Origin of the sequence: Micromonospora sp., assembly GCF_048594385.1 — a bacterium.
Taxonomy (GTDB): Bacteria; Actinomycetota; Actinomycetes; order Mycobacteriales; family Micromonosporaceae; genus Micromonospora; species Micromonospora wenchangensis.
This window is the reverse complement of sequence record NZ_JBMDWU010000287.1, coordinates 1-7,695: the sequence shown is the minus strand read 5'-3', so window position 1 is coordinate 7,695 and position 7,695 is coordinate 1. Positions and strand designations below refer to the sequence as shown.

Sequence of the window (7,695 nt, the reverse complement as noted above, 5' to 3'; positions counted from 1 at the left end):
CACCCCACCCCCGGCGGCCCGACCAGGGCGGCGGTCGTCGGGTAGGAGAGAATGAGGTACGTGACGACGATCCCGAACGTGCTCGCCCACCGGTACGCCTCACCCGAACTGGTCGCCCTCTGGTCCCCGGAGGAGAAGGTGCGGATGGAGCGGCGGCTCTGGCTCGCCGTGCTCCGCGCCCAGCGGGACCTCGGCGTGGCGGTGCCCGACGGCGTGGTCGAGGCGTACGAGCGGGTGGTCGACCAGGTCGACCTGGCCTCGATCGCCGAGCGGGAGCGGGTCACCCGGCACGACGTGAAGGCCCGGATCGAGGAGTTCAGCGCGCTCGCCGGGCACGAGCACGTGCACAAGGGGATGACCTCCCGCGACCTCACCGAGAACGTCGAGCAGCTCCAGGTGCGCGCCTCGCTGGAGCTGATCCGCGACCGGGTGGTCGCCGCGCTGGCCCGGCTGGCCTGGCTCGCCCACGAGCACTCCGGCCTGGTGCTGACCGGCCGCTCGCACAACGTCGCCGCGCAGGCCACCACGCTGGGCAAGCGCTTCGCCTCGGCGGCGGAGGAACTGCTCATCGCGTACGAGCGGCTGGAAGACCTGATCAACTGGTACCCGCTGCGCGGGATCAAGGGGCCGGTGGGCACGGCCGCCGACCAGCTCGACCTCTTCGACGGCGACGCCGCGAAGGTCGCCGAGCTGGAGCGTCGGGTGGCCGAGCATCTGGGCTTCTCCCGGGTGCTGGACAGCGTGGGCCAGGTCTATCCGCGGTCGATCGACATGGCGGTGCTCGCCGCGCTGGCGCAGGTGGCCGCCGCGCCGTCGTCACTGGCCACCACGATCCGGCTGATGGTCGGTCAGGAGCTGGCGACCGAGGGCTTCAAGCCGGGCCAGGTCGGCTCCAGCGCGATGCCGCACAAGATGAACACCCGTTCGTCGGAGCGGGTGAACGGCTTCGCGGTGATCATCCGGGGTTACCTGTCGATGGTCGGCGAGCTGGCCGGCGACCAGTGGAACGAGGGGGACGTCTCCTGCTCGGTGGTCCGCCGGGTGGCCCTGCCGGACGCCTTCTTCGCCGCCGACGGGCTGTTCCAGACCTTCCTCACCGTGCTCGACGAGTTCGGGGCGTATCCGGCGGTGATCAGCCGGGAGCTGGAGCGCTTCCTGCCCTTCCTGGCCACCACCAGGATCCTGGTCGCGGCGGTACGCCGGGGCGTCGGCCGGGAGGTCGCGCACGAGGTGATCAAGGAGCACGCGGTCGCCGTGGCCCTCGCGATGCGCGAGAAGGGCGCCCCCGACAACGACCTGTTCGACCGGCTGGCCGCCGACTCCCGCCTCGGTCTCACCCGCAGCGAGATCGACACCCTGGTCGCCGACCCCGCCACCTTCACCGGTGCCGCCCAGGCCCAGGTGGACGCGATCACCCGCCGCATCACCACGGTCGTCACCGCCCACCCCGAAGCCGCCACCTACTCCCCACCCCCCATCCTCTAACCCCCCCGCGCCCGCCTTCCCGCCCGCCCGCTCTCCCCCGGTGATCAAGAGCTTTGCGTCACCAATGAAGATCAACCAGCCCCAGACCTCTTGATCACGCCCCGCAGGCCCGGCCGGGCGTCGGCTCGCCCCCGTGATCAAGAGGTTTGCGTCACCAATGGAGATCGAATTGGCGTAAAGCTCTTGATCACCCGTGGTCACGGGGGCGGGCGGAAGCCGGGTGGGGTGGCAGGGCGTGGGTCAGGAGTCCCGGGTGGGGGTTTCGGCGGCGGAGGAGAGGTTGGGGGCGCTCGCCGGTTCGGCGATGCCGCCGGGGGCCTCGGCGAACCCGGGGTCGTGTGCGGTCTCGGCAGCGACCAGGGGTTGGTCGTGCGGCATGACGTCGGGGACCTTGGGTACCACGATCACCGCCGTGCCGTAGGCGCAGATCTCCATCCACATCTCGCCGCAGTCCCGGCTGTCGAAGCGCATCCCCACCACGGCGTTGGCGCCGATGCGCAGGGCCTCCTCGCCGAGCCGGGCCACCGAGTCGGTGCGCCAGCGGGTGAGGTTGTCCGGGGCCATCGGGTCGTACGCACCGCCGCGCAGGTTCTTGACCCCCTCGCGGTACGGGTTCCGGGTCCGCGCCATCGACGACACCACTTCGCCGAGGATCTGGCGGATCTCGTAGCCGGGCAGTTGATCCGTCGTCACGACCAGCACGGTTCCGATGCTGTCAGTAGCGCTACGGCGTCGAAGCGTGCCGTACGCACCTGGTCGGATGCTGCAAAACCAGGCGGCGCGGACGGCCGGCACGCGACCGGCCATCCGCACCGCCTGCGGTGGTAACCGTCAGACACCGGCCGTCGAGGTGATCCAGGCCCGGTTGTACGCGACGCTGCCGTAGTTCTGGATGCTCGACCCGTCGGCGGTGGAGGCGACCCCGACCTGCCGGCCGTTGTAGAACTGCGGGCCGCCCGAGTCGCCGCGCCACGCGTTGCCGTTGATCCGGGTGCTGCGGATCGCCTGGCCGCCGTACGCGTCGGTGGCGTTGGTGCTGGTCACCTGCACCGAGGCGGTCTTGAGCTGGCTGGAGGCCCCGCAGCCGCTGTAGCAGGTCATGCCCCAGCCGTAGATGGTGTTGGTGGAGCCGACCGGCGGGTTGCTGCTGGCCAGGCTGACCGCGGTGGTGCTGACCGTGCTGGACAGCCGCAGCAGGGCGAGGTCGTTGCGGGTGTAGGAGGCGCTCACGGTGCGGGTGGTGCCGCCCGAGGCGTAGTAGACGCTGCCGACCCGGACGGACATGGTGCCGCTGACGCAGTGCCGGGCGGTGAGCACCCACTGGGCGGAGATGACGCTGCCGGAGCAGGTGAACGACCCGTTGCTGAAGACCGCGGCGGCCCAGGGGGCGGAGGAGACGGTGCTGCCGCCGATGATCGGCTGCGGGCCGGCCGGGGCGGCGGTGGCCCCGGAGGCGGCGACGAGGACACCGGCGAGGGCGGTGGTGAGCACCGCGAGCGTGGAGCGGAGACGCATCGGGAGGGACTCCTTCGGGTCGGGCCCGGGGTGGCCGGGCGGGGGTCGGGCGTCGGGGTGGGGGTGGCCCCTCGGGGACGCCGACCAGGCATCGATGTATCTCGATGAGGCTAGGGGGTGGTGATTGGCTTCACAAGGGTGCCATCGAGATCAACCAATGTGACAGGAATGACCCGGGATGTGCTCGTCCCTGTTTGTCGGATACCGGTCGCAAATCTGGCGTTGAGCCGTGTATTGCCTGCTCAGGTAGGGTGTGTCGGAGCGACGCGACGACAATCGGCAACAAATCCGTATCAGAGCGGCAACGAACGGATCTCGACCACACGTCCCGGCGACCGGTAACGTCGATCACTGCCTGAACTGCGCCCGGCCGGTGCGTCCGGACCGGAATCTGCCAGGTACGCTGGCTGCGCTCGCCCGTAGTGGGCCGGCACCCAACTGCGTACACAGTCAGGAGTGCCCAGTGCCTCGCGTCGTCGTCGACGTCATGCTCAAGCCCGAGATCCTCGATCCTCAGGGCCAGGCCGTCGCAAACGCGCTGCCGCGGCTCGGCGTCGGTGACGTCGCCTCCGTCCGCATCGGCAGGCGGATCGAGATCGAGTTCACCGGCGAACCGGACCTGGACCGGGCCCGGGAGATCGCCGACAAGCTGCTCGCCAACCCCGTCATCGAGGACTTCACGGTCCGGGTCGAGGTCGACGAGACCGCGGACGCGAACTCGTGACCGCCCGCGTCGGAGTGGTGACCTTCCCCGGCTCGCTGGACGACGGGGACGCCGCCCGCGCCGTGCGGATCGCCGGCGCGGAGCCGGTCCGGCTCTGGCACGGTGACCCGGAGCTGCACGGGGTGGACGCCGTCGTCCTCCCCGGTGGCTTCTCCTACGGCGACTACCTGCGCTGCGGGGCCATCGCCCGGTTCGCCCCCGTGATGGAGACCCTGGTCGACGCCGCCCGGGGCGGCCTGCCGGTGCTCGGCATCTGCAACGGCTTCCAGATCCTCTGCGAGGCCCACCTGCTGCCCGGCGCGCTCACCCGCAACCAGCACCTGCACTTCCGCAACCGCGACCAGGTCCTGCGCATCGAGTCGGTCGGCACCGCCTGGACGAACACCTTCCAGCCCGGCCAGGAGATCCTCATCCCGGTCAAGAACGGCGAGGGCTGCTACGTGGCCGACACCGCCACCCTCGACGCGCTGGAGGCCGAGGGGCGGGTCGTCGCCCGCTACGTCGGCGGCAACCCGAACGGCTCGCAGCGGGACATCGCCGCGATCACCAACGCCGCCGGCAACGTGGTCGGCATCATGCCCCACCCCGAGCACGCGGTCGAGGCGCTCACCGGCCCCTCCCTGGACGGCCTCGGCTTCTTCACCTCGGTGCTCAAGCACCTGGTGGGGACACCGGCGTGACGGTGCTCGGCGGCAACATCGGTCGGCTCCACCGCCCCACCGGCGGGTACGAGCGCAGCGAGGAGAGGTCATGACCACCCACCAGGACCCGGCGGTTCGGGCAGTCGCGGGCGTCGCCCCGGCGGAACCGCACGCGGCCGTCGCGCCGCCGGCCGACGCCGGTCGGCCCAGCGGTCCGACGCCGGCCACCGACTGGGCCGACGGCGTGGACACCGTGCAGCGGGCCGCCGGCACCGGCGACGAACTCCAGCCGTACGCCGAGCTGGGCCTGCGCGACGACGAGTACGACCGGATCCGGCACATCCTCGGCCGCCGCCCCACCCAGGCCGAGCTGGCCATGTACTCGATCATGTGGAGCGAGCACTGCTCGTACAAGTCGAGCAAGGTGCACCTGCGCCAGTTCGGCGAGAAGGCCCCGCCCAGCGACCGGCTGCTCGCCGGCATCGGGGAGAACGCGGGCGTCGTCCGGGTCTCCGACACGCTGGCCGTCACCTTCAAGGTCGAGTCGCACAACCACCCGAGCTTCGTCGAGCCCTACCAGGGCGCGGCGACCGGTGTCGGTGGCATCGTCCGGGACATCCTCGCGATGGGCGCCCGCCCGGTCGCGGTGATGGACCCGCTGCGGTTCGGTGCGGCCGACCACCCGGACACCGCCCGGGTGCTGCCCGGCGTGGTGGCCGGCGTCGGCGGCTACGGCAACTGCCTCGGTCTGCCCAACATCGGTGGTGAGCTGGTCTTCGACCCCTGCTACCAGGGCAATCCGCTGCTCAACGCGCTCTGCCTCGGCGTGCTGCCGGTCGACCGGTTGCAGAAGAAGGACGCCGCCGGCCCCGGCAACGTCGTGGTGCTGCTCGGCGCGAAGACCGGCCGGGACGGCATCGGCGGCGTGTCGGTGCTGGCCAGCGCCACCTTCGACGAGGGCAGCGAGCAGCGCCGTCCGTCGGTGCAGGTCGGTGACCCGTTCATCGAGAAGCTGTTGATCGAGGCGTGCCTGGAGCTGTACGACGCCGAGCTGGTCGTCGGCATCCAGGATCTCGGCGGCGCGGGCCTGACCTGCGCGCTCACCGAGACCGCCGCGTCCGCCGGCACCGGGATGCGGGTCTGGTTGGAGCGGGTCCCGCTGCGCGAGCCCTCGATGGAGCCGCACGAGATCCTGGCCAGCGAGTCCCAGGAGCGGATGCTGCTGGTCGTCACCCCGGACAAGCTGGAGGCGGTGCTCAAGACCGCCGAGAAGTGGGGCGTGCTCGCGACCGCGATCGGCGAGGTCACCCCGCCCGCGCCCGACGGCCGGCCGGGCCGGCTGCTGGTCACCTGGAACGACCACGTGGTCGTCGACGTGCCGCCGGGCTCGCTGGTCGACGACGGCCCGGTCTACGCCCGCCCGATGCGGGAGCCGGCCGACCTGATCCTGCTCCAGGCCGACCGGGCCGAGACGCTGCCCCGGCCGAGCAACCCGGAGGCGCTGCGGGAGACCCTGCTGCGCATGATCGCCTCGCCGAACCTGGCCGACAAGACCTGGGTCACCGAGCAGTACGACAGGTATGTGCTGGGTAACACCGTGCTGGCCCAGCCGGAGGACTCCGGTGTGATCCGGATCGACGAGCAGAGCGGCCTGGGTGTCGCCCTCTCCGTCGACGGCAACGGCCGGTACGCGCGCCTCGACCCCTACCAGGGGACGAAGCTGGCGCTCGCCGAGGCGTACCGGAACGTGGCGGTGACCGGCGCGAAGCCGATCGCCGTGACCAACTGCCTCAACTTCGGTTCGCCTGAGGACCCGGGCGTGATGTGGCAGTTCGCCGAGGCCGTCCGTGGCCTGGCGGACGGCTGCCTGGAGCTGGGCATCCCGGTGACCGGCGGCAACGTCAGCTTCTACAACCAGACCGGTGCCGCCGCCATCCACCCGACCCCGGTGGTCGGTGTGCTGGGTGTGCTGGACAACGTGGCCGACCGGGTGCCGATGGGCTTCGTGCCCCGGGCCAACGGCGACCACGACCAGGTCTACCTGCTCGGCGACACGCACGTGGAGCTGTCCGGCTCGGAGTGGGCCTGGGTGACGCACGAGCACCTCGGTGGTATGCCGCCGCAGGTCGACCTGGGCCGGGAGCGCCAGCTCGCCGAGCTGATGGCCGAGGCGGCCCGGGTGGGTCACCTCAGCTCCGCGCACGACCTGTCCGACGGCGGCCTGGCCCAGAGCCTGGTCGAGTCGAGCCTGCGTCGGGGTGTCGGGGTCCGGATCGGCGTGCCGGAGCGGTTCGCCGACGGTTCGCTGCCGTTCGTCTTCCTGTTCAGCGAGTCGGCCGGCCGGGCGCTGGTGACCGTGCCCCGGGGGCACGAGAAGGCGTTCACCGCCCTCTGCGACGAGCGGGGCGTGCCGTGGGAGCAGATCGGCGTGACCGACCCGGCGAGCGGTGCCCTGGACGTGCACGGCCAGTTCCGGATCGGCCTGGACGAGCTGCGGGCCGCGCACACCGCGACCCTGCCCCGGCTCTTCGGCGGCCCGGAGGCGGCCCAGGTGCAGGTCGAGGCGGTCCGGACGGGTACCACCACGATCGCGCCGGCCACCGCCACGCAGCCGGTGGACGTGCCGCAACGGCAGCAGCCGGCGGACGCGGACGACCCGGCAGCCGAGGCGGTGGCCGCTCCGACGACCGACGCCCCGGTGTCGGACGGGTCGACGTCGACCGGCCCGGTGTCGGACGACCCGGCGGCCCGCGCCGCCTCGTCGGACGACGCCGCAGGCTCCCCGCCGGCACCGGACGCCCCGGCGGGCTCCGCGCCGACGTCGGACGCTCCCGCCGGCCCGGCGACCGGGTCCACCCCGCAGGCCGACGCGGCGACCTCCGACGCCGGTGACGGTGACGGGCAGCGCCCGACGCCCGAGCAGCGCTGAGGCGGTGGCCTCGGCCGTCCACGTCCAGCCCGGATCGGGTGCCCGCTTCGACTGGGGGCTGACCGGGGCGGCGGAACTCGGCCGGGTCTGTGCCGTACTGGTGGTGGTGGACGTCCTGTCGTTCACCACCGCCGTCGAGGTCGCGGTCGCCCGGGGGGTGCGGGTCCACCCGTTCCCCTGGGGTGAGCAGGCGGCCGACTACGCGCGACGGGTCGGTGCGGTGGCGGCGGTGGGCCGTCGGCAGACCACCACCGCCCACCCGTGGTCGCTGTCCCCGGCGGCCCTGGCCGGCGCACCCGTCGTCGGCGATCTGGTGCTGCCGTCGCCGAACGGCTCCGCGATCAGCGCCGCCGCCAGCGCCACCGGCCGGCCGGTGGTCGCGGCCTGCCTGCGCAACGCCA

At 72.4% G+C, this 7,695-nt stretch carries 6 protein-coding genes and 1 pseudogene; 5 read left to right on the top strand and 2 right to left on the bottom strand.

The window, feature by feature from the left end:
- Positions 1 to 60 precede the first annotated feature (60 nt).
- The gene (purB, locus tag ACOJTC_RS15505) at positions 61 to 1,485 is read left to right on the top strand and encodes an adenylosuccinate lyase (RefSeq protein ID WP_420117412.1); all 1,425 of its coding nucleotides are present in this window, start codon (positions 61 to 63) and stop codon (positions 1,483 to 1,485) included.
- Between the two features lie 240 nt (positions 1,486 to 1,725).
- Here purB and ACOJTC_RS15500 read toward each other — a convergent pair whose 3' ends face one another.
- Complete coding sequence (locus ACOJTC_RS15500) at positions 1,726 to 2,292, bottom strand: YbjQ family protein (RefSeq protein WP_204928445.1); 567 nt, start codon at positions 2,290 to 2,292, stop codon at positions 1,726 to 1,728.
- Between the two features lie 24 nt (positions 2,293 to 2,316).
- Positions 2,317 to 3,000, bottom strand: coding sequence for a S1 family peptidase (locus ACOJTC_RS15495; protein WP_088641950.1), 684 nt, complete (start codon positions 2,998 to 3,000; stop codon positions 2,317 to 2,319).
- 463 nt (positions 3,001 to 3,463) lie between these two features.
- Here ACOJTC_RS15495 and purS point away from each other — a divergent pair, with 463 nt between their 5' ends.
- From purS to ACOJTC_RS15475, 4 genes and pseudogenes are all read left to right on the top strand, one after another.
- Entirely contained in the window at positions 3,464 to 3,724 is a 261-nt protein-coding gene (purS, locus tag ACOJTC_RS15490; RefSeq protein WP_420117411.1) for a phosphoribosylformylglycinamidine synthase subunit PurS, read from the top strand.
- The gene (gene purQ / locus ACOJTC_RS15485; RefSeq protein WP_204928444.1) at positions 3,721 to 4,404 is read left to right on the top strand and encodes a phosphoribosylformylglycinamidine synthase subunit PurQ; all 684 of its coding nucleotides are present in this window, start codon (positions 3,721 to 3,723) and stop codon (positions 4,402 to 4,404) included. Before purS ends, purQ begins: the two co-directional genes overlap by 4 nt.
- Before the next feature lie 70 nt (positions 4,405 to 4,474).
- Positions 4,475 to 7,294 carry a phosphoribosylformylglycinamidine synthase subunit PurL gene (purL, locus tag ACOJTC_RS15480; RefSeq protein ID WP_420117410.1) on the top strand — a complete coding sequence of 940 codons (2,820 nt, stop codon included), beginning with the start codon at positions 4,475 to 4,477 and terminating at the stop codon, positions 7,292 to 7,294.
- 4 nt (positions 7,295 to 7,298) lie between these two features.
- Positions 7,299 to 7,695: pseudogene (locus ACOJTC_RS15475) on the top strand (hypothetical protein); the annotation flags it as partial.

Bases quoted from the DNA above. Each gene is read 5' to 3' on its own strand.
- ACOJTC_RS15500 (WP_204928445.1), bottom strand. From the start codon at position 2,292: ATGGCCGGTCGCGTGCCGGCCGTCCGCGCCGCCTGGTTTTGCAGCATC.
- ACOJTC_RS15495 (WP_088641950.1), bottom strand. From the start codon at position 3,000: ATGCGTCTCCGCTCCACGCTCGCGGTGCTCACCACCGCCCTCGCCGGT.
- purL (WP_420117410.1), top strand. From the start codon at position 4,475: ATGACCACCCACCAGGACCCGGCGGTTCGGGCAGTCGCGGGCGTCGCC.